17 protein-coding genes are annotated in these 23,312 nt (G+C 70.7%); 13 read left to right on the top strand and 4 right to left on the bottom strand.

Annotation, left to right across the window (positions count from 1 at the left end):
- The 4 genes from HCJ92_RS03045 to HCJ92_RS03060 all read left to right on the top strand — a co-directional run.
- The coding region (locus HCJ92_RS03045; RefSeq protein ID WP_167931814.1) for a M20/M25/M40 family metallo-hydrolase at positions 1-613 on the top strand (613 nt) is incomplete at its 5' end.
- Positions 610-4,662, top strand: a complete 4,053-nt coding sequence (locus HCJ92_RS03050; RefSeq protein ID WP_167931815.1) for a non-ribosomal peptide synthetase — start codon at positions 610-612, stop codon at positions 4,660-4,662. The genes HCJ92_RS03045 and HCJ92_RS03050, both read left to right, overlap by 4 nt.
- A 10-nt stretch (positions 4,663-4,672) precedes the next feature.
- The gene (locus tag HCJ92_RS03055; RefSeq protein ID WP_167931816.1) at positions 4,673-5,824 is read left to right on the top strand and encodes an acyl-CoA dehydrogenase family protein; all 1,152 of its coding nucleotides are present in this window, start codon (positions 4,673-4,675) and stop codon (positions 5,822-5,824) included.
- A gap of 1 nt (position 5,825) precedes the next feature.
- Positions 5,826-6,866 carry an acyl-CoA dehydrogenase family protein gene (locus HCJ92_RS03060; RefSeq protein ID WP_167931817.1) on the top strand — a complete coding sequence of 347 codons (1,041 nt, stop codon included), beginning with the start codon at positions 5,826-5,828 and terminating at the stop codon, positions 6,864-6,866.
- A 205-nt stretch (positions 6,867-7,071) separates the two neighbouring features.
- Here the strand turns inward: HCJ92_RS03060 and HCJ92_RS03065 are convergent, their stop codons facing one another.
- The 4 genes from HCJ92_RS03065 to HCJ92_RS03080 all read right to left on the bottom strand — a co-directional run bounded on the left by HCJ92_RS03065 (position 7,072) and on the right by HCJ92_RS03080 (position 12,305).
- Positions 7,072-7,797, bottom strand: a complete 726-nt coding sequence (locus HCJ92_RS03065; protein ID WP_245240535.1) for a response regulator — start codon at positions 7,795-7,797, stop codon at positions 7,072-7,074.
- A 178-nt stretch (positions 7,798-7,975) separates the two neighbouring features.
- Positions 7,976-8,155: a hypothetical protein gene (locus HCJ92_RS03070; RefSeq protein WP_167931818.1), complete on the bottom strand. Its 180-nt coding sequence runs from the start codon at positions 8,153-8,155 to the stop codon at positions 7,976-7,978.
- Positions 8,156-8,279: 124 nt separating this feature from the next.
- A complete protein-coding gene (locus HCJ92_RS03075; protein ID WP_167931819.1) occupies positions 8,280-11,282 on the bottom strand; it encodes an AfsR/SARP family transcriptional regulator in 3,003 nt (1,000 codons plus the stop codon).
- 48 nt (positions 11,283-11,330) lie between these two features.
- On the bottom strand, positions 11,331-12,305 hold the full coding sequence (locus HCJ92_RS03080; protein ID WP_245240539.1) for an ATP-grasp domain-containing protein: 975 nt from the start codon (positions 12,303-12,305) through the stop codon (positions 11,331-11,333).
- Positions 12,306-12,757: 452 nt separating this feature from the next.
- Here HCJ92_RS03080 and HCJ92_RS03085 point away from each other — a divergent pair, with 452 nt between their 5' ends.
- From HCJ92_RS03085 to HCJ92_RS03125, 9 genes are all read left to right on the top strand, one after another.
- Positions 12,758-13,315: a DUF1062 domain-containing protein gene (locus tag HCJ92_RS03085; protein ID WP_167931821.1), complete on the top strand. Its 558-nt coding sequence runs from the start codon at positions 12,758-12,760 to the stop codon at positions 13,313-13,315.
- A gap of 598 nt (positions 13,316-13,913) precedes the next feature.
- Positions 13,914-15,065: an acyl-CoA dehydrogenase family protein gene (locus HCJ92_RS03090; RefSeq protein WP_167931822.1), complete on the top strand. Its 1,152-nt coding sequence runs from the start codon at positions 13,914-13,916 to the stop codon at positions 15,063-15,065.
- Positions 15,066-15,496: 431 nt separating this feature from the next.
- On the top strand, positions 15,497-16,816 hold the full coding sequence (locus HCJ92_RS03095) for a lysine N(6)-hydroxylase/L-ornithine N(5)-oxygenase family protein (RefSeq protein WP_167931847.1): 1,320 nt from the start codon (positions 15,497-15,499) through the stop codon (positions 16,814-16,816).
- A complete protein-coding gene (locus tag HCJ92_RS03100; RefSeq protein ID WP_167931823.1) occupies positions 16,804-17,853 on the top strand; it encodes an FAD-dependent oxidoreductase in 1,050 nt (349 codons plus the stop codon). The genes HCJ92_RS03095 and HCJ92_RS03100 overlap by 13 nt, the downstream gene beginning before the upstream one ends.
- Positions 17,850-19,835, top strand: a complete 1,986-nt coding sequence (locus tag HCJ92_RS03105) for a class I tRNA ligase family protein (RefSeq protein WP_167931824.1) — start codon at positions 17,850-17,852, stop codon at positions 19,833-19,835. The genes HCJ92_RS03100 and HCJ92_RS03105 overlap by 4 nt, the downstream gene beginning before the upstream one ends.
- Positions 19,832-21,349 carry an AMP-binding protein gene (locus HCJ92_RS03110; protein WP_167931825.1) on the top strand — a complete coding sequence of 506 codons (1,518 nt, stop codon included), beginning with the start codon at positions 19,832-19,834 and terminating at the stop codon, positions 21,347-21,349. Before HCJ92_RS03105 ends, HCJ92_RS03110 begins: the two co-directional genes overlap by 4 nt.
- Positions 21,339-21,602, top strand: coding sequence for an acyl carrier protein (locus tag HCJ92_RS03115; protein WP_167931826.1), 264 nt, complete (start codon positions 21,339-21,341; stop codon positions 21,600-21,602). Before HCJ92_RS03110 ends, HCJ92_RS03115 begins: the two co-directional genes overlap by 11 nt.
- Positions 21,599-22,225, top strand: coding sequence for a GNAT family N-acetyltransferase (locus HCJ92_RS03120; protein WP_167931827.1), 627 nt, complete (start codon positions 21,599-21,601; stop codon positions 22,223-22,225). Before HCJ92_RS03115 ends, HCJ92_RS03120 begins: the two co-directional genes overlap by 4 nt.
- Positions 22,222-23,265 (top strand): C45 family autoproteolytic acyltransferase/hydrolase, encoded by a 1,044-nt coding sequence (locus HCJ92_RS03125; protein WP_338053990.1) that lies wholly within the window; start codon positions 22,222-22,224, stop codon positions 23,263-23,265. Before HCJ92_RS03120 ends, HCJ92_RS03125 begins: the two co-directional genes overlap by 4 nt.
- Positions 23,266-23,312: the final 47 nt, after the last annotated feature.

Here is a 23,312-nt window from a genome sequence, read left to right on the forward strand (position 1 = left end):
GCGCTACACCGTCACCCGCCCCGCCACCCACCCCAGCAACCCGGAACCAAAAGCATCCGAACTCGCCGCAGCCTGCTGGAACACCCTGCTCGAACTCCTGGGACCGAACGCCGGACACAGCACATTCGACCAACCCGGCGCCACCCTCAGCCGACTCACCGCCGACCTCACCTCGGCCACAGCAGACATGAGCATCCGCCTCCCCCCGGACTTCGACACCCGGACACTCCTCCAAAGGCTCCGCACCCGCCTACCAGCCGGAACACTCGACATCCAGAACAACGTCCCCGCCTGCCGAGTCGACCGCACCGACCCCGTCGTCCGCGCACTGACGACCGGAATCCGCCAACACCACACCCAGCCCCGCCTCAAGGTCAAAACAGCCACCTCGGACATGAACACCCTCGCCGAGGTCTGGAACATCCCCATGGCCACCTACGGCCCCGGCGACAGCAGCCTCGACCACACCGACCACGAACACATCGTCCTCTCCGAATACCAACACAGCATCGACATCCTCACCCAAGCCATCCACCAGCTGGCACGCCTCCCCTCGCACCCCGACAACAGCCCCACCGACACCACACCGCCACACCCCAGGAGTCGCAGGTGACCGACACCCACCGCATCACCGCACTCCCCCAACAACGCCGCACACAGTTCCTGGCACGGCTGAGGGAACAGGTGGAAACCGCGGCACGGCGCGGACCGGCGTCGCGCGGCCACACGGGCCCGACGCCGCTCTCCCACGCGCAACGGACGCTGCGGTTCGTCGGCGACTCCGTCCCCGGCGCCCCGCTGTGCCTGCGTCTCAGGGGCAGGCTCGACGCGGGCGCGCTGCGTGAGGCGCTGGCGTCGACCGTGGGCCGCCACGAGGCGCTGCGGACCACGATCGCCGAGCGCGACGGCGCCCCGGCGCAGGTGGTCGCCACCGAGGTTCCGATCGACCTGCCGCTGGTCGAGGTGGAGAGCATCGCGGCGGCACGAGCCCTCGTCGACCGGCGGACCGCCGAACCGTTCGAGCTGGGCCGGACGCCGCTGTGGCGCGCGGCGCTGATCAGGGTCGAGCCGGACGACCATCTGTTCCTGCTCGACCTGCCCGCCCTCGTCTGCGACAGCCGCTCGCGCGGCGTACTGATACGTGACCTCGCCGCGTTCTACACGGCGTCGGCCTGCGGCCGTTCGCCGGACCTGCCTGAACTGCCCGTGCAGTACCCGGACTACGCCCAGTGGCAGCACGACCGGCTCGGCAGCACCGACCTGGACGGGATCGCCGCGTACTGGCGCACCGAGCTGGCGGGCGCCGAGGGCCTGGAGTTCCCTACCGACCGGCCGCGTGGCGAGACCCGCACCTACGCGGTCGACCGCGCCCGCTTCACCGTCGGGGGCGAGGCGGTGCGGCGGGCCGACGAGCTGGCCGGGCAGGTGGGCGCGAACCCGCGCGACGTCCTCATCGCCACGTTCTGCACGCTGCTGCACCGGTACACGGGCCTCGACGACCTGGTGATCGGCTCGACGGACGAGAACCGTCACCACGACAGCGTGTCCTCGGTGGTGGGGCGCTTCACCGATGTCCGCGTGCTGCGCGCGGACCTCTCCGGCGACCCGACCTTCCGCGAACTGGTCCGGCGGGTCGCCCACGTGTCGGCGGAGGCCGACGAGCATGCAGGTCTGCCCTTCGACAAGGTGGTCGAGGCGGTGGACCCGGTCGTCGACCCGTTGCGCTCCCCCGTCTTCCAGATCGTGTTCGCCGAGACGGACGCGGCTGCCGAGGAGACCGTCGCTACCCCGCCCGGGATCGCCATCTCGCACGAGGACAGCCCGACCCACACCTCCTGCTTCGACATGAGCTGGAGCCTGAGCCGGCGGCCTGAGCCGGGGGCCGCCGCGGATCTCACCGTCGAGTTCAACACCCTCCTGTTCGACCCCGGGAGCATCGCCCGGTTCGCCGAGCACTACGACGGGCTGCTGCACGCCCTCACCGCGGCCCCGGACGCCTCGCTGTCCACGGCGGAGATGCTGAGCGCCACGGACCGGGCGTTCCTCGTCGAGGCGGCCCGCGGGCCGGTCCGACCGGTGCGTGAGTCCACCGTGGTAGCGGAGTTCGAGGCGCGCGCGGCGGAGATCCCGGACTGCGTGGCCGTCGTCGTCTCGGGTGTCGAGACCGGCTACGGCGAGCTGAACGCCCGCGCGAACCGGCTCGCCGCCCTGCTGCGGGCGCATGGTGTGGAGCCGGGCGCCCGGGTCGGTCTGTGTCTGCGCAGGAACCTGGACCTGCCGACAGCGATCCTCGCGGTGCTCAAGGCCGGTGCGGCCTTCGTGCCTCTCGACACGACGCACCCCCCCGGGCGCGTGACCGAGATCGCCGACGACGCCCGGTTGCGCGTGGTGCTCGCGCACGCCGACGCGGAGAAGGCCGTGAGCGGGGTCGACGCGCCCGTCGTGATGCTGCACGAGGTCCGCGACGCGTTGACGGCGCTGCCGGACGACAACCCCCCGCTCGCGGCGGGGCCGGACGACATCGCGTACGTCCTCTACACCTCCGGCAGCACCGGGAAACCGAAGGGTGTGCTCCTCGAACACCGCGGCGTCGTCAACTTCATCGACTCCACGCGGGATCTGTTCGAGCTGACGCCGGCCGACCGGGTACTCGGGTTCGCCTCGTCCACCTTTGACGTCTCCGTCTTCGAGACCTTCTCGGCCCTGCTGACCGGGGCCCGCCTGTGCCTGGCGACCGATGAGGAACGGCTGTCGATCGAACGACTCCAGGCGCTGCTGGAACAGGCCCGGATCACCGTCATCGACCTCCCGCCGACCGTGATGTCGCTGCTCACGCCGGAGAGCCTCACCGACCTGCGCATCGCGTTCGTCGGCGGCGAGGCGTTCAGCGGTGAGCTGGTGAACAGGTGGAACCCCGGCCGGCGCCTCTTCAACGGTTACGGGCCGACCGAGTGCACCGTGACGATGATCGTCGAGGAGTGCGGCGGTACCTGGGACGCGTCCCCGCCGATCGGCCTGCCCATGGCCAACCACGTGGCGCACGTCCTCGACCCCGGGCTGCGCCAGGTCCCCGTCGGCGTACCGGGCGAACTGGTCATCGGGGGCGCAGGTCTGGCGCACGGCTACCTCAACCGCGACCGGCTGACCACCGAGAAGTTCGTCCCCGACCCGTTCGGCACCGCACCCGGCGGTCGCCTCTACCGAACGGGTGACCTGGTGAAACGGTTGCCCGACGGGCGCCTCGTCTTCCTCGGCCGCATCGACCAGCAGGTCAAGATCCGCGGCCTGCGGATCGAACTGGGCGAGGTGGAGTCGGCGCTGACCGGCTTTCAGGGGATCGGTCCGGTCAACGTCCGGTCGTGGAGCGACGACAACGGGGACAAGCACCTGGTGGCATGGCTGACCGGGGTGGCTGAGCAGCAGGTGCCCGCGGTACGCGAGCACCTCGGCACGCTCCTGCCCTCGTACATGATTCCGTCCTTCTTCGTCGTCCTCGACGAGCTGCCGCTCACCAGCAGCGGCAAGGTCGACTGGCGCAGGTTGCCCGCCCCCGACCTCACCGGGCCGAGCCAGGGGCACAGCGACGCGTCACTGACCGGGACCGAGCGCAGGCTGCTGGACGACGTGCTCGCCCCTCTCCTGCACGACGACCGTATCGGCGTCCACGACGACTTCTTCCTGGCGGGAGGCAACAGCCTCCAGGCCGTCCAGCTGATGTCGGCGATCCGACGCAGGTTCGGCGTCGAGGTCACGCTCGGTGACTTCTTCTCCTCTCCCACGGTTGCTCATCTGGCCGCCATCATCGACGCCGCCCGCGCCACGGGCCCCACTGACGGCGGCGGTGCGCTCGACACGCTGTCGGGCCCGCCCCGGCAGGACGCCGTCAGGGCGCCGGTGGTCCTGCGTGAGGCCGGGCCGGCGCAGGTGATCCTGCTGCACCCCTCGGGCGGCGAGCTGTTCTGCTACATCCCGCTGGCCAGGGCGCTGCGCGGCGACATCGGCGTGACCGGCTTCGCCGCCGACCCCCGGGACACCGAGGTGCCCGCGCGGGAGGCGATGGCCGCGACCGCCGCTCGCATCGCGCGCTCCCTGACCGAGACCGGCCTGCCCGCGTCCTGCTGCCTGGCCGGATGGTCGTACGGGGGCGTGCTCGCCTTCGAGGTCGCCCGGCAGATCGAGGAGGACACCGGAGAGAAGCCGCCGGTGGTCCTCCTGGACGCCGCCTACGACGAGGACTCCGTGCCGCTGGACGATGCCACGGTGCGGCAGCGGTTCGTGCACGACGTCGCACGGCTGGCCGGACGCGCGGGCCCCGAGGTGGCCGCGGTCCTCGACGACTCGGCCGCGGGGACGGCCGACCTCGGGAAGACCCTCATGGATCTCGGCGTCGAACTGGAGCTGACAGAGGAGGAGTTGGCCTCTCGCTTCGCGACGTTCCGGTGCTCCGCCCTGTCGATGCGGGCCTACCGCCCGCCGGCCCCGTACGGGGGACCCGTCACCGTGCTCGTCGCCTCCCCGCACGTCGCCGTGGAAGAGCAGTGGCAGGCGGTGTGCGCGGGCCCCTTCCGCGCCGAGCGCGTGCCCGGCGACCACTACACCCTGTTCACCGAGCCAGCGATCGACCGGGTCGTCGCGGCGATCGAAGCGACCCTCGCCTCCTGAGGAGAGACACATGCGGTTCGGCTTCACAGAGCATCAGGAACGGTTCCGGGCAGATGTGCGGAACACCCTCCGCCGTCCCGAGGTCCAGGCCGCGGCGGCGGCGGCCACCGGCGCGTTCGGTGTCGAGCCGGACGCGCGCCCGCTCTATCGGTTGCTCGGGGAGCTGTGCCTGCTCGCCGTGCACTGGCCCGTCGAGTACGGCGGCCGGGGCCGCTCGCTCACCGACGCCGCGATCGTCGCCGAGGAGATGGTCCGTGCCGGTGTGCCGGACACGCTCCATGTGAACACCGTCCAGATCGTCGGCCAGTTCCTGCTGATGGCGGGCAGCGAGGAGCAGAAGCGACGGTATCTGCCGTCCATCGCCCGCGGCGAGAGCTTCGCGTCGGTGCTGTACACGGAGCCCGACGCGGGCTCCGACCTGGGCTCGCTACGGACGACCGCCGAGGCGGACGGCGACGGCTACCGGATCACGGGCACCAAGGTGTTCAGTCTCAAGACCCGCTTCGTCGACTTCGGCCTGTGCGCGGCCCGTACGACGCCGGGCGCGGGCACGTACCGGGGCATGAGTCTGTTCCTGGTCGACCTGCGAGCCCCCGGTGTGGCGGTGTCGGTGATCCCCGGCATCGGTGACGAGCACTTCCACCGGGTCGACCTCGATGCGGTCGTGGTGCCGGGCGCGGACCTGCTCGGTCCGCGCGACGAGGGCTGGCCGCTGCTCAACGAGGCCCTGGCCATCGAACGCACGGGCCTGGACTACTACCTGAAGGCGGAGCGCTGGCTGGACGCCGCCCTCGAAGCCCTGGTCGACGGTGAACCGGAGGCCGTGCCCAGCGGCCTCCTTGAGCAGATCGGCCGCTGGCACGGCGCGCTCGCCGCCGACCACGTCCTCGCCTGGGAGGTTCTCACCGGGATAGCGGCGGACCGGGTCGACCAGGTCGCGACTGCCGTCGCCAAATACCACAGCAGCGAACTCGCCCAGGCCATCGCGGTCCGGGCCGCCGACATCCCGAGCCCCGACCAGCGGGCCGACCGCACCGGAGCGGCCGTGACCCTGGAGTCCGCCTACCGGGAGGCTCCGGGACTGACTCTCTCGGCCGGCACCTCCGAGGTGATGCTCCAGCTCGTGGCCGCCTCGTTCGACTCCATCGGACAGGGAGACTGACATGGACCTCACGCCCGACCCACTCACCCTCCAGTTGCGCACGGCCCTGCGTGCCGGACTCGCCGGTGTCCCCGCCCGGATCGAGCTGCACGGCTCTCCGGTGACCGACGGCGTCGACGGCCCCACCCGTGCTGTGCTCCAGGCACTGGAGGCAGCCGACTTCGAGCGTCCGGCCGCCGCCGACGGGCTCGGCCTGGGTCTGCATGCCGGAATCGTGGTCAGCGAGGAACTCGGCCGAGCGGCGTGCGGTAACTCCTACCGGGCCGACGCGTTCGCGGCCGATCTGGGCGTCGGTGCGCCGAGCGTGGCTCTGGCGGGCTTCGAAGCCCTGCCCACCGGCAGTGGGGTCACCGCCACACCGCGTGCCGGCGGCTGGGCGCTGACCGGAACGGCCACCGTCGACGACCTGAGCGCCGACCTGTTCCTGGTGGCCACCAGGGTCGACGGGGAGCCGGTGCTGTTCCCGGTGGAGCGCGCGGCGGACGGCGTCACCACACAGGACGGGATCTGGCCGCCGACCGTCCGGTTCGCAGCCGCACCCGTCCTCGCCGCGGACGTCGTGGCCGTCCAGGACGAGGCGTCCACCGGCCCGCTCGCGCGCGCACGACTGCGGCAGGCGGGCTATCTGCTGGGCATCGCCGAGGGAGCGCACCGCGTGGCCGTGGAGTACGTCGGTCGTCGCCGGCAGTTCGGCACGCGGCTGCGCGATCTGCCGGCGGTGTCGTTCCCTCTCGCACGCGCGGTGGTGGCGTTGCGCGCGACGAGGGCGGCGGTCCACCGGGGGGTCTGGCTGGTCGAGTCCGAGCCACTCGCCGCCCGCACCGCGCCCCTCAGCGCCCTGGCCATGGCGTCCGAGACCGCGCGTGACGTCGTCCGCACGAGCATGCAGAGCTGTGGGGTGCGTGCGATGACGTCGGAGCTGGGCCTGCACCGGTACTTCCGGCTGGCGGCGGCGGAGTCCACCCGCTACGGGGACCCCGCCGCGCTCTGGCGGATGGTCGGCGCCGACCAGCTCAGGATGGCCCGGAGTGCCGCACGCTGAGCGTGTGATCGAGACCCCGCGCCGGATCAGCTCGCAGCGTCAGATGCGGTCTGCTGCACGGCGGAGGGGCGCCCTCATACCGGGTTGTGTGCGGGCGTTCCTGACAACGCAGCAGATGGCCGTAGCCGGCGTCGCGGGCCCGGCGTGAGGCCTCAACGACGCTTCGAGGGGAGCGCCCGGCCGCGGACGGCACCCCTGCCGTCGTTCAGCCGGCCCGTGAGCCACGCAGCGACAACGTCATCGTGCCGGCGTGGGCGTGGGCGTGGGCGTGGGCGACCGAGCGGATGAGCCCGGTCCGGTAGGCCAGTGACACCAGCTCCGCACGGTCGCGGACGCCCAGCTTGGTGCGGACGCGGTAGAGATGGGTCCTGACCGTGGCCTCGCCGATGATCAGTTCGCGAGCCACGTCCTCGGTGGACATACCTTGGGCCACCATCCGGGTCACCTGCCGTTCCCGCGGGGTCAGCTCGGTCACTTCCGGACAGGTCTCGGCCTTCTGGGGCTCCGGCTGCGCTCGGAACCACGTGACGAGCCGCTGTGCGATGTTCGGCGCGAGCACGGTCTGGCCTGCCGCCGCCCCGTGGACCGCGCTGATCAGCTCCTGAGGACTGACGTCCTTGCCGAGCAGGCAGCTCGCGCCGGCATGCAGCACGTCGCTCACCGTCTCGTCGGTGTCGGCGGCAGTGAATACGACGATATGGGGCGAATCGTCCTCCTGCCCAAGTCTGCGGATCATCTCCAGGCCGGAGATGGTCTGGAGGTTCAGATCCGTGACCACGACATCCGGACGCAGGGTGCGTACCAGGACGATGGCTTCCATGCCGTTGTGGGTCGTACCGATCACTTCGATGTTCGGCACCGCGTCGAGAAGAGTCTTGAGACCGTCCGCGATCACCGGCAGCTGGTCACAGACGAGCACCCGAATGGTCATTGTGTTGCCCCCCGACAATGAGTGAGAGAAGAGCCCCGCTGTCATCGATGGGTTCCCGCGTGCGGGGATCGCGAGCCTCGCGTCGCTCGTGTGCGTTCGGCCTCATGGGCGGGACGAGCGTCCGTGCGTGTGCGGCAAGAACGGGCCGGGCGCTGTCGGCGGGCCGCGGCCGGTCCGCTCAGCCGTTGCCGTGGTCCGTCGCGGGCTGGACCATGACCGTGTACGCCTCGAACTCGGTGGCGACAGCGTGGTGCTGGGCCGGTTGCTGCATGTCCGTGCCGGTCGCGGCCGGGGATCCGCTCAAAACGACTCCGAGCGCGATGACGGAGGCGGCGACAGCAGCGGAGGGGAACAGCATGGGAAGCTCCTTAGGGAAGACGCGTCGTTCTCGACTCCGCCAAGACTGGCAATCGGTCTTCCCTGCCGGTTCCCCTCCGGGCACCCGCCCGGTCCCCTCGCTGGGAGCGACCGTTGCACGGGACTCACCGCGCGCTCTCGGGCACGTTCATGAGGGAGAAGAGGCTGTCCGCAGCTGACCGGTGCTGCCGTGCCATTCGCAGCTCGCCCTGGGCCTCGGCGGTGCGGGCGAGGTGCCACAACGCGCACGCCTCGTCGTAGCGCAGTTCCATCCGGCAGGCGATCTCGTGTGCCAGTCGCTGCTGGGCCATCGCCGTGTCCAGATGCCCCTGCGCGTACCGCACGAGCCCCGCCGAGAGGTGCACCGTGGTGCGGTTGATGTTGTCCGTGCTGCTGGCGGCCTTGGACAGCGCGTGGTCGGCGCTCTCCGCCGCCTCCTCCAGTGCTCCCAAGCGCACCAACACATCGGCTCTGCGGGCGAGGACGAGCGGCAGCGTCGCGGGCATGCCGATCTGCTGGCACCTCTCCAGTGCGGCGTCGGCCCGCGCGAGCGCCTCCTCGTGGCGGCCGAGGCCCTCGAACGCCCGGGAAAGATAGCTCAGAGCGGTCACGGAGAGCTGGATCTCCTCGATGGAGTCGAAGATGGCGACCGCCCGCTCCGCGGACCGCCTCGCCTCCTCGAACCGCCCGAGCCGCGCCAGGATCAGGCCCAGCATGCTGAGCGAGGAACCGTCGAGTCGGGTGAAACCCAGCTCCTTGGCGCGTCTGCTGACCTCCTGGCTGAGCCGCAGCGCGTGCTCGAGCTCTCCCATGCTGCTGTAGGCCTGCCCAAGCCGCGCCTGGCACTCCGCCTCGCTGTACTCATCCGCCATCTGCTGGGACAGCACCACGGCTTCCTCCAGCAAACCGATCGCCTCCCGCAGTTGCCCGAGGCGCCACTTCCCCATGGCCAGGTTCATCAGGTTGAGGCGGGTCAGAGAGCGGTCCCCGAGCTGCCGCGACGCCCCGACCCCCTTCTCCAGCGCGAGGTTGGCGCTGAAGTCGTAGCCACGGATGCTGGAGTGGAAGCCCAGCTCACGTGGCAGCCGCGCGGCATGCCACAGCAGCCCGCCCTCGTGCGCGGCGTCCACCGCCGCGAGAAGGCTGCCCCGGTGCTGGTCGAGCCAGTGAAGCGCCTTGTCCTTGTGATCGAACGTGCCCTCCACCTGGTGTTCTCCGTCGTCCCTGATGCGCCGCCGCCCGGGGAACACCACGTCGCACGCATGCTTGGTCATACCCAGGTAGTGGTCCAGGAGCCGCAGCACCGCCGGCTCGTCCCCCGGCTCCCGCGAAGCCTGGACGATACGTTGCACGAAGCTGCGCACCAGGTCGTGCAGGGCGTAGACGCCCGGTTCCCTGGCCTCCAGCAACCGTGCGTCGACCAGCTCTTCCAGCGCGTCCTCGGCCTGTAAGGCGTCCGTGTCGAGCAGGGCCGCGGCCTCCTGGACATCGAGATAGCGTCCCGGATGATGCCCCAGCAGCCGGAAGGCGGACTGCTGCTCACGCGGCATGGACTGGTACGACAGCAGCAGTGTCCCGGCCACCCCTCGGCCCTCGCTCGTGAGCTCGTCCAGGCGCCGACTGTGATCACGCAACCGTTCCACAAGTCGCTGCACGGTCCAGTGCGGACGGTTCGCCAGACGGGCGGAGGCGATCCTGACCGCCAGCGGAAGACTCCCGCACAGCCGCACCAGATCCGAGGCGGCGTCCGGTTCCCTGTCGACGCGCTCGGCACCGAGGGTCGCGCGCAGCAGCTGGTCGCTGTCCTGCTCCGGAAGCGCGCCCACGGAGAGCCATTCGACTCCGTCGAGCCCCGTCAGCCTCGGACGGCTGGTGATCAGGACCAGGCTGTCGGAGGAGGCGGGAATCAGCGCGCGGACCTGCTCGGAGGAGGCGGCGTTGTCCAGGATGAGCACCATGCGACGGCTCCGCATGTAGGACTGCCATCGCGCGGCGCGCCCCGACGACACCGTGGGCAACTCCTCGCTCGGGATGCTGGCGGCAGCGAGGAGGTCCCCCTGTGCGTGGAACGGGCTGAGCGCGTCCTGGCCCGCCGTGAAGCCGCGCAGGTCGATGAAGAGACTGCCGTCCGAGTACCACTCCGCCAACTGATGGGCGGCGCGCACAGCCAGTGCCGTTTTCCCACAGCCCCCCATGCCGTCGAGCGCGACGACCGTCGGGGCCCCTGGCAGCGCGTGACGGGCCACCTCGCCGATCCGCGCCAGTTCGGCACGGCGACCCGAAAAGTCGGGCACGTCGAACGGCAGGGTGTGGGGGGCCTCCGTCGCCGGACGCCTGACACGGGTCGCGGGGCGCGCCGGACGGGCGAGCGACGGGTCCTGGCGCAGTATCCGGTCGTGCAGTCCGGTCAGCTGCGCGCTGGGGTCGATGCCCAGCTCCTCCGCGAGGTGTTTGCGCACGCGGGCGAACTCGTCCAGCGCCGCCGCCTGCTGCCCGGAGTGATAGAGGGCGAGCATCAGCCGGGTGCGCAGCGTCTCGCGCAGGGGGTGCCCGTCCACGAGGCCCCGTAGCTCACCCGTGATCTCGGCGGCCTCGCCGGCTTCGATGCGGAGGTCGTAGAGCTGTTCCGCGGCGCTGATCCGCTGCTCCTCCAGGGCTGTCGAGGCGGCATCGATCAGCCGGCCCCCGGCACCGGACAGCACCGGGCCCCGCCACAGCGCCAGCGCCGCGCGCAGCTCCGCCACGGCACGTTCCACCTCCCCCGCTGCCAGCGACCTGCGGGCCTGGCGCATCAGTTGCTGGTGCCGGAGCAGATCGAGGTGTTCGACCCCGACGACCGCGCGATACCCCGGCCCGTCGGTGACGATGACCTCGGGGCCGTGCGGGAGGCGACTGCGCAGCTTGGCCACGGTCTTGCGCACCTGGTGCTCGGCACTGTCCGGCGGCAGCTCGTCCCAGCCGGCCGTCACCAGCCGGGAGACGGGAACCACACGCCCGGCATCGAGGAGCAGAGTCACGAGGACACGACGTTGCAAAGCCCCGTTGACAGGTATCAGGGCGCCGCCGCAGCGAATCTCCAGCGATCCGAGGACGGCGAACTCCGGACGAAAGCCCGCATCGTCCCCCATAGATTCCGATGTCACCATCCATGCCCCCCGGCCTGCGCATTGGCCTCCTCACCCCGACGGTAGAGGATGACGAATGACAGTAACAAGATCCTTTCGCCCCCTGGCAACCCGATCGCGCGTGAGTTCCGGTGTGTCACCGTCGACGGCCACATATGCGCGCCGGGAGCGTGAGTCGCCGATCGGAGCGACCATATCGCCGACGCTGTAGGGAAAGCGAGCACCGTGTACCCACGGGGTCACGGCGATGTCCTCCATGCCGGTGTAGGTGTCCAGGCGCCCTTCGGACAGGAGGAAGAAGCCGACTTCCGCGTACCGGAAAGGGATCGGCACCTCGGGGCTGCGGCCTTCGAGTCCGGCGAAGACCGCCGCCTCCATGTCGAAGCCGCGCGCGATCTCCACGAGCAAGGGGATCCGGTCACCGCCCAGCTGCGTCCGGCACGACACGATCCGCGGTCCGAACGGCAGCATCGCCACCTGCGTGTGGGCCGGGCCGGAGCGGTATCCCACCGCCGTCAACCGCTCGTCCACCACTGCCTCGATCGCCGCTCGCTCGTCGTCGGTCAGGGGCGCCGGGTGGAGGTAGCCCGTCACGAAGAAGTGCGGCGGCCCACTGGTGCGTTGCGCCGTCACACCCACGACGTGATGGGCCCCGTCCACCGTCAGGGTCTCGACGCTCACCCGGGGAGCCTCTGTCGGCGCCCCGTCGCCCTCTTCGCACACCCGGAGCCGTTCGTACACCGCCGGGGGATTCGCGGACAGGCCGAGTTTCCACGCTTCCCGGACCACGGGCAGCACCGAATCGCCATGTCCGCAGTGCAGCACGGCATCAATGCCGTGTTGCACTGCGGTCCGCTCAATTATTCCGCGCAACCCGATCTCGTCGGCGAAATCGGCCAGCAGGAGCTTCTCCGAGCTCTCTTCGATTCTCGACGCGAAGTCGGCCTCCAACTGCTTCGGATCCCATACCGACCAGATCCGGAAACCCAGATCGGCCCCCTTGCGGACGAGCTGGTGACTCGGCATCACCAGAATCAGTCTGGGCCGAGAACGTCGAGAGAGGTGGGCACGCATACCTGCCACTCTGGAGCGCGTCCTTCCCCTCTTGCTCCCCTCTGCTTCCCCTCTCGCGGTCGCGCGCCGTTCGTCGGCCGCCGCTCCGGAACCCGGACTCCGACGGAAAGGGCACCGGCCGCGACGGACACCTGTCGGCGGTGTCGGGCCGAGGCCGTGAGCGAGACGCCCGGTCCTGGCGACGAGCGTCCACGCACCGCTTACTCGCGACTGAACCTGACGCGGACGCGCGGCCCGTCCGTCCCTCCGTAGCGTCCGTGGTACGCGCCGGGACGACCAGCGCGAGCAGTCCGGTTTCGGGGGTGATGACACGCCGACCGGTCGACCCACCCGGGGTTCGTGCGTGATGCGCCGAGCACCGTGCCCGATTCCGTGGAGAACACAAACCAGGACAGGGGTACCTCTTGCGCACTGACTGGACAGTCAAGCCGGTGGGGCTCCCGCTGATCCGCCGCCGCTGCCCTGGGTGTGCGTCCGGCACGTTCCGGACGACCGGCAAGTTTCGCGTCAATGCGAACCACAAACTCCTCGACATCTGGCTCCTCGCCCTATGCACACAATGTGACTGGACCACGAAGATCACCGTCATTGAGCGGACACATGTGCGCTCGATCAGTTCCGATCTGCTGGACCGCGCACATGAGAACGACCCCGGCCTGGCGGCCGAGTCGCTTCGGGACGGCGTCATAAGGCGCCGCAATCACATCGCCCTCGACTGGAAGGACGCCTGGCGGCTCGACACCGGCGGCTCGAAACATCTGGGCCATCACGTGACCGATGTGTCGGTTCGGTTCGACGCGCACATTCCGGTCAGGCCGGCGAGGATAATCGCGGAAGGCTATGGACTTTCACGGGCCGAGGTCGAACGGCTGATCACGGAGGGCGGTCTCGTCTCCGCGGTTCGTCTGAGCGGGAAACTCTCCAGCGACTTCGCCTTCACGCTCCATCGCCGCGCGAGTTGATCACGCGCCGTCCGCTCTTTCGATCACACCTGGTGAGAGCGTGTGTGAGAGCGTGTGTGAGACCCCGCGTGGGACCGGCTCGCGGCGTCGGATGCAGTCAGCTGCACGGCGGAGGGGCGCCCTCGTACCGGGTTGCGTTCGGGCGTTCCTGACAACGCAGCGGATGGCCGTAGCCGGCGTCGCGGGCCCGGCGTGGGGCCTCACACACGCTCTGCGGACCCGGGCCGGCCTCCATCACGTGGGGCCGGCCCGGCCTGCGTTTCTGCTCCCCCGGCGGCCGGGCGGGCCCGCGCCGGCTCGGGTAAACGAGGCGCGCAGGGACGACGGGGCGCCGTAACCGCCCCGCCTCCCGGCAGATGAGCTTGTGGCGGACGTGCGCGGCGCCGCAATGGCCGTAGCTTCCCCATGACGCGGTGACCGACCGCTCGCAAAAGCCCTTCCCCCGCTCCGCGGCGCCCTGGGGACAGCGGACCGAAGCTGCGTTCCCTGTCGCGACGCGAGAGGCCGGCGCGGCAAGCCGGGCACCGCACACTCCCACTCCGCCACGTCCGCGCGTTCTCCGAGCCGCTCGCCGCATCGACCCCGAGTGAGGATCACGATGAGTCCTTCCGAAGCGTTCGACCCCGACATCCTCGCCCTCCCGCTGTACGACAACATCCACCGCGCACTCGCCGCGGACATCGGGGAATGGTGCGGGGACCGGGCCGAGGCGTGGGCGGCGATGGACACTGGAGATCCGGCCGCCGTGGGACGGACGATGCTCACCGAGCTGGGCCGGTCGGGGTGGCTGCGCCACCTGGGCCCCGACCAGCCGGGCCCCGATACGAGGGCCCTGTGCCTGAGACGCCAAGCTCTCGCCTACCACGAGGACCTGGCCGACTTCACGTACTCGATCCAGGAACTCGTCGCCACCGCGATATCCCGCCACGGCACGGCCGAGCAGCGTCACCGAGAGCTGCCGGGCCTGGCCGACGGGACCCGTGCGGGGGCGCTGGCCCTCTCCGAACCCGGCGCGGGCTCCGACCTCGCTGCCGCCGTGTTCGAGGCGATACCGGACGGGGACGGGTTCGTCCTCAACGGAACCAAGACCTGGATCGCGCAGGGCGACATCGCCGACCTGTGCGTCGTCCTCGCCCGCACGGGCGACGGCCCGGGGCCGCTGGGCCTGACCGCCTTCCTCGTCGACGCCCGTGCCGCCGGTCTCAGGGCCGAGCCCATCGGCGCGATCGCGCCGCGCTCCTGGGCCGAACTGACCTTCACCGACGTCCGCGTCGGGTCCGAGGCCGTCCTCGGTGAGCGGGGCCAGGGACTCGTGGTCGCCCTCGACGTCCTCGAACGGGCCCGGACGTCCGTGGCCGGCGCAGCGCTCGGCTTCGGCCGGCGCGCCTTTCGACTTGCCCGCGGCCACGCCCGTACCCGCAAGGCCTACGGCGGCCGGCTCGCCGACCTCCAGCTCGTCAGGGCGTCACTCGCGAAGATGGACGTCGAACTCTCGGCCGCCGCGTTGCTGACCTCCCGTGCCGCCTGGGCGACGGACCTCGGCCACGACTACGCCAAGCACGCCTCGACGGCCAAGCTCTACGCCACCGAGGCCGCCGGCGAGATCGTGGACCGTGCCGTCCAGATCTTCGGCGCCGCCGGGCTCGTCGCGGGCAGCCCGATGGAGCGGCTCTACCGCCAGGTCCGTTCCCTGCGGATCTACGAGGGGCCCTCCGAGGTCATCGAGATGACGATCGCCGACGCCCTGTGATGCGCGACCAGGACGGGACGCCCTCCTACCGCCCCGCACGCACGGTCTCCGCGAGAGGGCCGCAAGGGCGTATCGGCGTGGCGCGCGGGCCGGCCGCTGCGGACTCGACGTGACCGGCGACGGCCCCCGGCACCGCCACGGTCCGGGTAGCGTCCCGGCCACCGCCGTCCGCCGCTTCGGAGCAGTCCTGGCCGGAGCACCGCCACCCGGTCCTCGCCGAGCCACCGCCGCAACCGAGGAGGTGCACGACAGGTCCGACCGGCTCACCTGATCCGGTCCGAAACGCACTCCCCCTACGACCGTCCGAGAACGACCGCACTGATCCCGGCCCACGGGCAGACACCGCCGGTGCCGCGCCAGGACGTCGCGAAACGTGCCGACACCTCGCACCTCCACAGGAAGGACCTTTCGTGGGATCCGCAGAGAAGCCGATGACGGCGTCCGGTGCCGTCGAGCAGGTCAGTCATCTCCGTCTCGTCGGTATCGGTGCAGGACCGGCCAACCTCAGCCTGGCCGCGCTGCTGCACGGCGATTCGGAGCAGCCGAACCTCTTCTTCGACCGCAAACCGAGCTTCACCTGGCATGACGACCAGCTGATCAACGGCGCGACCCTCCAGGTGTCGATCTTCAAGGACCTGGTGAGCCTTTCCGACCCGGCCAACCGGTTCTCCTTCCTCTCGTATCTGCACGAGCACGGCAGGATCTACCACTTCCTCAACGCCCAGTTCTCCGAGGTGCCGCGCACCGAGTTCCGCAACTACCTCGCCTGGGCGGCCGAGAAGAACGAGAACGTGGTGTTCTCGGAGAGTGTCGAACGGGTCGAATTCGACGGTGTCTTCCGCGTCACGACCGACCGCCGTCAGGTCACCGCCGACAACATCGCCGTCGGTGTCGGCACCGTGCCGTGGGTTCCCGAGTTCGCCCTTCCGTACCTGGGCGCGGGACACTTCCACGTCAGTCGGTACCTGAACCACGCGCGCGGCCTGGCGGGCAAGCGCGTCGCCGTGGTCGGCGGCGGCCAGTCAGGGGCCGAGACCTTCCTCGACCTCATCTCCCGGCCAGACTCCGAGCGCCCGGCCTGGGTCTCCTGGATCTCCAGGCGCCGCAACTACTTCCCGATCGACGACTCGACCTTCACCAACGACTTCTACATGCCGGAGTACTCCGAGTACTTCTACCGGCTGTCCGAGTCCAAGCGCGCCGAGCTCAACTCCGCCCATCTGCTCAGCTCGGACGGGATATCCGAGTCGACCCTCCGGGCGATCTACCAGCAGCTCTACCGACTCCAGTTCATCGAGCGGGACGAGCATCGCTTCGGCCTGCTGCCGAACCGGACCGTCGTGTCCGCCGACCGCACGGCCACGGGGGCCTTCGAGGTGACGCTGCGCCACAACGACGAGACCGGCCAGAGCCAGTGCCTCCCGGTCGACGCGGTGGTCTGGGCGACCGGCTTCCGTCCCACTCCCAAGAGCTTCCTCGATCCCCTGAAGGATCGGATCGAGACCGAGAACGGGGAGGTCCGCGTCGACGAGGACTTCGCGGTCGCCTGGGACGGCCCGCCGGACCGGAAGATCTTCGTGCAGAACGCCGTACGCGGCCAGCGCGGCCTGCCCGACGTGAACCTGAGCCTGAACGCCTGGCGGGCCCAGCGCATCGCCAACCGTCTGCGTGGCCGCAGCGCTCCCGAGATGGCGATGTCGTTCATCGACTGGTCGGCGAAGAGCGGACGGGGCACGCGGTGGACCGCGTAGACCTCGCCGTCATCGGTGGTGGAGTCGTCGGCGCGCTCATCGCCCGTGAGGCGGTCGCCGCGTTCCCCGACGCGACCGTCACCGTCCTGGAACGCGGCCTGGTCGGCCAGGGCGCCTCCGGCCGCTCGGCCGGTGTCCACTTCCCGCGCGGAGCGACCGAACGCGTCAGGTCCATGTCCCAGCACTCCGAGCGAGCCTGGGCGCACCTGGCCCGCGAACTCGACCTGCCGATACGCGCGGTGCCGGCGACCGTGGTCGCGGCAGGCGACGCCGACGCGGTCGCCGCCGCCTACCTGCGTCTCGGTGAGGCCTCCTCCCGCCCCCGCGGCTGGGCGGTACCGCCGGGCTCCCGCGCCTGGGACCTGGCCGGGTGCCAGTACGCCGACGTCCAGGGAGTCGCCGAGCGCGTTCTGGCCGAGCTGCGCGGTCACGTGACCGTTCTGGAAGGGACCGAGGTCACGGACCTCGCCGTCGGAGGCGGGCATCATCGCCTCACTCTCGCCCAGGGGCAGCGTCTGCTCGCCCGCCGGGTCGTCCTGGCCCCCGGTCCGTGGATCGCGCAGCCCGCCTGGGCCGATCTTGTCGCTCCGCTCGGGCTGCGCGTCAAGAAGATCGTGGCTGCCCATCTCGACGAGGTCCCCGCGCCCGGCGATCCGCTGGTGGTGTTCCACGACGAGGACGCGTTCCTCCTGCCGCTCCACGAGCGCCGCCACCACCTCTTCAGCTACACCTGCGACCGCTGGGACGTCGCCCCCGACGACGCCGACCTCGTCCTGGCGCCGTCCGACCTCGACGACGCCCGGGCCGTTCTGGGCCGCTTCGCGCCCGGCCTGACGTCCCGGTGCACCTCCGGCCGGGTGTTCTGCGACGCCTACAGCCCCGGGCGCGAACCCGTCGTCGCCGAGCTGCTGCCCGGCCTGGTCTTCGCCGGGGCCGCCAACGGCTCCGGCTACCGACTGGCCCCGGCCATCGCCGCCGAGACCGTGGCCGCCCTGCATCCCACACCGACCTCCCCACCGCCACGGAGGCAGTCATGATCCTCAACCAGTACAGCGAATCCGAACTGTCCGACTCCTTCGGCATCGAGATGTCCCCCGTCGAGGGTCTCGGTGTCGGTGCCGGTTGGGGCCGAGTAGCCCCCGGGGCCACCTCACACCCCGACCGGCACGACGAGACGGAGTTCTTCGTCATCGTCGCCGGTGCGGGCGAGCTGACCGTGGACGGCCGCAGCCACCCGATCCGCTCGGGCACCGTGGCCCTCTTCGAGCCCTTCGAGTCGCACACCATCGCCAACACCGGCGAGACGGACCTGGTCTTCCTGACCCAGTACTGGCGCGACTCGGCCCGCGCCCGCGCATCGGCGACATCGCGCGCCCGTGCGAATCCGACCGACCGTCCCCAGTTCGTGTTCTCGACGCCGCCGACCCCGAACGGGGACCTCCATCTGGGCCATCTCTCCGGCCCCTACCTCGGCGCCGACGTCTACGTCCGCTACCAGCGCCTCATCGGCAACCAGGCGTGGCACCTGACCGGCAGTGACGACTTCCAGAGCTACGTCACGGCCGTCGCCGCGCGTCAGGACTCCACGTCCACCGAGGTCGCCGCGCACTTCTCGGCCGAGATCGCCGCGACGCTCGCGGCCATGGACATCAGCGTCGACGAGTACTACGCCACCAGCACGGAGGACGGCTACCGCGAGGGTCTTCAGCGCTACTTCAGCCGGCTCGTCGACTCCGGGCACGTCCGCCCCAGGGCGACGCCCGCCCTGCTCGACGCCGAGACCGGCGAGTACCTCTACGAGGTCGACGTCGCGGGCAGCTGCCCCAGTTGCTCGCACGCCGCGGGCGGCAACATCTGCGAGGAGTGCGGCGAACCGAACCTCGTTGCCGACCTCGTCGACCCGTCCTCACGCCTGAGCGGTGCCGCGCCGAAGACCGGCGAGGTCGTGCGCTACACCCTGCCGCTGCACGAGTTCTCCGACACCGTCGCCGACCACCACAAGCGGGGCCGCGTCCCGGTCCGGCTGCGCGAGCTGGCCGAACGGGTCTTCGCCCGCGAGACGCTCGACCTACCGGTGTCACACCCCTCCGACTGGGGCGTGCGGCCCCCGGGTGACGACCTGGACGGACAGGTCATCTGGGTCTGGCCGGAGATGAGCCACGGATTCCTGCACGGCATCGAGCGGCTCGGCGCCGGGACGGGGCAGCAGTGGTCGAAGGAGGCGCCGTCCGACGACTGGAAGATCGTCCACTTCTTCGGGTACGACAACAGCTTCTACCACGCGATTCTCTACCCCGTGCTGTACGGGCTCGCCCATCCGGAATGGAAGCCGGATATCGACTACCACGTCAACGAGTTCTATCTGCTGGAGGGCCAGAAGTTCTCCACAAGTCGGCGGCACGCGATCTGGGGCAAGGACATCCTCACGCCCGACACCGTGGATGCGGTGCGCTACCACCTCTCCCGCACCCGACCGGAGGGCGAGCGCACCGACTTCCGTCGCGCCGAGTTCGACCGCACCTGCGCAGACGTCCTCGTCGGCGCCTGGCAGAAGTGGCTCACCGGTCTCGGCGAGCGCGTGGAGAAGCACGGCGACGGCGTGGCCCCCGACGCGGGCACCTGGACGACCGAGCACACCGCGTTCCTGACCCGCCTGTCGATACGGCTCGACGAGGTGACGGCCGCCCTCAACCCGGAGGGGTTCTCGCTGACGGCCGCCGCTACCGCGCTCGACGGCATGGTCACCGACGTCCGCGCCTTCTCCCGCCGGCAGTCGGCCCTGACGCACCACGGCCGGTGGAGCTCCGAGGCCCGCACCGCCCTCGCGCTCGAACTGGCCGCCGCCCGCCTCCTCGCCACGACGTCGGCACCGCTGATGCCGCGCTTCTCGGCCAAGCTCGCCGCCGCCCTCGGCATCCCGGCCATCGAGGCCTGGTGCGACACGGTCGGTATGGTCGAGCCCGGCAGCCGCTGCACCCTCACGGACACCCGCTTCTTCGGCACCGGTGAGCAGCGATGACCGCATCGATCATCAACCGCATCATCACCGAGCGGCCCACACACGACGGCTCCCTCACGATCACCGCGCTCGGCCACCGCACCACGGTGCCGCTGTCCTCGTTCCACGACCGGGCCAGGGCCGTCGCCGGGGCGCTGCACCGCCGGGGCGTCGGCGCGGGCGACCGTATCGGCATCCTCTCGGCCAACCGGCTCGAATGGGTGCTGCTCGACGTCGCCGCGCTCATGCTCGGCGCGCAGACCGCCGGGTTCGAACCCGGCAAGTTCAGCCCCGGCGCCGACCTGGTCCGGCGCTACGGCCTGGACGCCCTCTACACCGACACCCGGCTGCCCGACGACGCTCCGTCCGGGGTCCTGCCGATATCGACCGTCGCCGACTACGCCGAGGAGGACCCCGACGGGTTCGAGCCGGAGCAGTGGACCGCGACGCAGTGCACGACCGTCAAGTTCACGTCCGGGTCGACCGGTACCCCCAAAGGGCTTGAGGCGACCGTCGGCAGCATCGACTCCTCGCTGAACGCCGTGCAGAGCCTGTTCGCGCACCGGCCGGGCGACAACATCCTGACGTTTCTGCCACTCTCGCTGCTCCAGCAACGCTACTGGTTGTACTCGGCGTTGCACTGGGGCCATGACATCACGATCACGACGTACCAGTCCGTCTTCGCCGTGCTGCCGTCCGTCCGTCCCACCGTCGTCATGGGCGTCCCCGCCTTCTTCGACACGGCGAAGCGGCACATCGAAGGCGTCATCGCCGGGGGCGTCGAGCCGGCCGAGGCCGCCGCCGAGCTCTTCGGCGACCGCATCCGCTACCTGTGGACGGGTTCGGCGCCCGCCGACCCGGCGACGCTCGGCTTCTACGGTGAGGTCGGCCTCACGATCTTCGAGGGCTACGGCCTCAACGAGACCTGCATCACGACCAAGAACCATCCCGGTGCCCACCGGGAGGGCAGCGTCGGCCGAGCACTGCCCGGCAAGGAGGTCGTCATCGACGCCGAGGGCATCGTCTGCGTCCGCAGCGACCATCCCGTCAACACGGCCTACACGTACGCCGCCCCGGGCGAGAGCGAGCGCATGTTCCAGCCGGGCGGCATGGTGCGCACCGGGGACCTCGGCCGCCTCGACGAGGACGGATACCTCTACATCCTCGGCCGCAGCGACGACGTCATCGTCCTCGACAACGCCAAGAAGATCATCGTCAGGCCGGTCGAGACGCGGTTCCGCGACACCGGCGCGGTGGCCGAATGCGTCGTGTACTGCCCAAGCCCGGCCGGCCTGGTCGCCGTCGTCTCGCCCCACCCGGGTCCGGTCGACACGGCCGCGATCCGCGACGCCCTGGCCGCGGTCAACGCCGTTTCGGAGCGGGACGAGCGGATCATCCGCGTGATCGTCGCCGACGAGCCGTTCACCGTCGAGGGCGGGCTCCTCACCTCGCAGTTCAAACCGATCCGCAAGCAGATCGCCGGCCGCTACAGCGACCGGATCGACGACCCGAAGGCAGGTCTCCTTGTCCACTGACCTCGACACCCTGGCCCGCGAGAAGCTCTCCCACGTGCTGCGCGACCACCCGGACCCCGCGAGCCTCGACCTCGGCGAGAACCTGGTGGACACGTACGGCATCACCTCCCTCAACAAAGTCCTCTTCCTGACCTCCCTGTGCAGGGCGGCGGACATCGGTCTCGACAACTTCACCGAGGACGACCTCGCCGGGATGCGCACCCTCGGCGACGTCGTCGACACCCTCCGCCCCCACGCCGCCCCGAGGGGATGAGTTCGTTGACCCACCACGCCTGGAGCCGGCACGCCTCCACCTCCCTGGCAAACGAGCACGTCGAACTTCACCCGGTCTCGGAAAAGGACCGCGAGCCGCTGCGCGAGATCGCGTACGACGACCGGATCTGGACCTACTTCGTCTCCCGCGTCGCGTGCGACGACGATTTCGACCCGTTCTTCGACGCCATGCTCGCTGACCACGCCGCCGGCCGGCGTGCGGTCCACGTCATCGTCGACAACAGCACCGGGCGGGTCGCCGGCAGCTCCAGCTACGGGAATCTCAGCGAAGCCGACCGCCGGCTGGAGATCGGCTGGTCCTGGCTCGGCGTCGAGTTCCAAGGCAAGGGCATCAACCGCTGGGCCAAGTACCTGCTGCTCCAGCACGCGTTCGACGTCCTGGGCGCCGAGCGCGTCGAGTTCAAGACGGACGTCCTCAACGTCCAGGCCCGCGCCGGGCTGCGGAAGATCGGCGCCTACGAGGAAGGCGTCATGCGCAGCTTCAACCCGATGCCCGAGGGCCGCAGGCGTGACGCGATCTACTACTCGGTGCTCCGGCCCGAATGGCCCTCGATCGCGGACCAGATCCGCCGCGACGGCAGGGCGGTCAGCCCGTGCGCGTGACCGACGCGCCGCTCCTGAACCTGTCCGGCTCGCCGCATGCCCGTGGTCTGCTGCACGGGCATGCGCTGGCCGGGCGGCTCCACGGCTTCCTCGAGGACTCTCTGGCCCGTCTCGGCCACCTGACCGACCGGCCGGCCGTCCTCGACGCGCTGCGGCCCGACATCGCGGCCCACCGCGCGGTGACGGCCCGAGCACTGCCGGACCTCGCCGCCGAGATCGACGGACTCGCCGAGGGCGCCGGGCTCGAACGCGACGCAGCTTGGCTGCTGCAACTGCGCCGCGAGCTGATCGGCTACAGCCGGGCCACAGCCGGGGACTGCACGACGTACGCCTCAGTCGGCGGCGGGCAGCCAGTGCTCGCGCAGACGGTCGACCTGAACGGCGACCTCGACGACCAGATCGCCGTGCTGTCGGTCTCCGGGCCTCGTCACCGCTCCCTGGTGCTCAGCTTCGCCGGTCTCCTCGGCTACCTCGGTGTCAACGACGCCGGGATCGCCGTGGGCATCAACCTCGTCCTCGGCGGCGACTGGCGACCGGGCGTGCCGCCGTACCTGGCGATCCGCCATGTCCTCGACACCGCCGACACGGTCGAGCAGGCCGTCGAAACCATCCGGGGGCTGCCGCTGGCCAGCTCGCGGGCGTTCATGATCTGCGGCGTGGACCGGACCGTGTGCGTCGAGGCCACGGTCGCACGACGCCGCGTCCTCGACGGTGACGCCCTGGTGCACACGAACCACTTCCTGAACGCCGAGCTCGCCGAGCAGGACGAGATCAACGTCTTCGCCAAGAACTCCTCCAAGCGGCGCCGCCGGACGGTCCTCGACGCGGGCATCCCCGAGGCCGGTGACACGGAGCGCCATCACCGGCTCCTCGCAACGCCCCCGATCCTGGTGCCGGACAACGGCGACATCCGGCGGGAACGCACGGTCGCGGCGGTGATCCTGCGTCCGGACCTGGGGGAGATGCGGCTGTGGCCGGGCGACCCGTCGACCGTGCCGCAGCAACTGCACGTCCTCCCGCAGAAGGCGGGACCCGGCTGACGGATCCGGCCCCGGGACCACGGACGTGGTCCCGGGGCCGGCGGCCC

The organism is Streptomyces spiramenti (assembly GCF_012034385.1).
Lineage (GTDB): Bacteria > Actinomycetota > Actinomycetes > Streptomycetales > Streptomycetaceae > Streptomyces > Streptomyces spiramenti.

Coding starts and splice junctions, on each gene's coding strand:
- HCJ92_RS03060 (WP_167931817.1), top strand. CDS start 5,826: ATGGACCTCACGCCCGACCCACTCACCCTCCAGTTGCGCACGGCCCTG.
- HCJ92_RS03075 (WP_167931819.1), bottom strand. CDS start 11,282: ATGGGGGACGATGCGGGCTTTCGTCCGGAGTTCGCCGTCCTCGGATCG.
- HCJ92_RS03080 (WP_245240539.1), bottom strand. CDS start 12,305: ATGCCGAGTCACCAGCTCGTCCGCAAGGGGGCCGATCTGGGTTTCCGG.
- HCJ92_RS03110 (WP_167931825.1), top strand. CDS start 19,832: ATGACCGCATCGATCATCAACCGCATCATCACCGAGCGGCCCACACAC.
- HCJ92_RS03095 (WP_167931847.1), top strand. CDS start 15,497: ATGACGGCGTCCGGTGCCGTCGAGCAGGTCAGTCATCTCCGTCTCGTC.
- HCJ92_RS03105 (WP_167931824.1), top strand. CDS start 17,850: ATGATCCTCAACCAGTACAGCGAATCCGAACTGTCCGACTCCTTCGGC.
- HCJ92_RS03065 (WP_245240535.1), bottom strand. CDS start 7,797: ATGACCATTCGGGTGCTCGTCTGTGACCAGCTGCCGGTGATCGCGGAC.
- HCJ92_RS03120 (WP_167931827.1), top strand. CDS start 21,599: ATGAGTTCGTTGACCCACCACGCCTGGAGCCGGCACGCCTCCACCTCC.
- HCJ92_RS03055 (WP_167931816.1), top strand. CDS start 4,673: ATGCGGTTCGGCTTCACAGAGCATCAGGAACGGTTCCGGGCAGATGTG.
- HCJ92_RS03070 (WP_167931818.1), bottom strand. CDS start 8,155: ATGCTGTTCCCCTCCGCTGCTGTCGCCGCCTCCGTCATCGCGCTCGGA.
- HCJ92_RS03090 (WP_167931822.1), top strand. CDS start 13,914: ATGAGTCCTTCCGAAGCGTTCGACCCCGACATCCTCGCCCTCCCGCTG.